1 protein-coding gene is annotated in these 1,180 nt (G+C 35.3%); it reads left to right on the top strand.

From position 1 onward, the window contains the following. Positions 1-87: 87 nt before the first annotated feature. Positions 88-1,154 (top strand): ISKra4 family transposase gene (locus QUA56_RS36665; RefSeq protein WP_333368938.1). Its coding sequence is split into 2 segments (ribosomal slippage): positions 88-256 and positions 256-1,154, totalling 1,068 coding nucleotides; the frame shifts between segments, so codons are not numbered across the junction. Positions 1,155-1,180 lie beyond the last annotated feature (26 nt).

Raw genomic sequence — 1,180 nt, 5'->3', positions numbered from 1 at the left:
GGGTGCATCTCACTTTGGCGAGTATGCCCAAAAAGGGTTAAAATGAAAAAGCTAGTAAAATTGCCAAATAAAGATGAGGTAAAGAAAATGACACCCTCAGACCAAGAACAGCTAAAAGCCCACTTAAAAGCGGCCGCAGAAATTCTTTACAAAAATACAGATCCAACCGAGTTAAAAAGTTTTGACAGTATCGAAAAATCTCTTCGTCAAAAAATGTTAGAAGAAGTTGGTCCAGAACTAGGTAGCTTTTTTTTTCAGCAGCATCAGGAATTGAAACAGGAAAACCCCGAAAAATAAAATCAATAGTCGGTTCGCTCGAAATTACAGATAATCAGGCGAAATATTTTGGATTGAAAGCTTATAGTCAATTCAGTCCACTGATGGAAAAATGCTGTCTTTTAATCAGTGCCAACGAATCTTATCAAATGGCAGAAAAAGATTTAGAGATTTTCACTGGTATCAAAATCTCTCACAGTACATTACATAGATTAGTCAAGCGACAAGAATTTGAATTACCTATATCTAAACAAGGAGTCCAAGAAATTACATTAGATGGCGGAAAAGTCAGACTACGCAACGAATCTAAAGGCGAAGGATGTTACTGGAAAGACTATAAAGCCGTTTGTTTCGATAATGTTTATTCGGGAGCATTCTTTCAAAATAATCAAGATTTAATTGATTGGACTAACAGCCAAAAATTGCTACATCCTATGTATTGTTTGGGAGATGGTCATGCCGGAATTTGGAAGATATTTCAAGAAATCGGAGATGTCGAACAAAGACAAGAAATTTTAGATTGGTATCATCTAAAAGAAAATCTTTACAAGATAGGAGGCTCACTAAAACGTTTAAAGCTAGCAGAAAATATGTTGTGGCAAGGCAAAATAGATGAAGTCATTAATCTATTTAAAGAAATGAAAAAAAAAGAAGTTAAAACATTTTGTAACTATTTAGAAACCCATCGTTGTCGAATAGTCAACTACCAATACTATAAAGAAGAATCCATAAGTTCGATTGGTTCTGGAACAGTTGAATCAATTATTAAACGAATTGGATTCAGGGTCAAAATATCAGGAGCGCAATGGAATATTGAGAGTGTTCCCTCTATCCTTTCTCTTCGCTGTGCTTACCTCAACGGTCAACTTTCAATTTGATGTATTTGCCAAAGTGAGATGCACCC

The sequence above is a fragment of the Microcoleus sp. N3A4 genome, assembly GCF_036701805.1.
GTDB lineage: Bacteria > Cyanobacteriota > Cyanobacteriia > Cyanobacteriales > Microcoleaceae > Microcoleus.
This window is presented reverse-complemented; position numbering and strand designations above follow the sequence as displayed.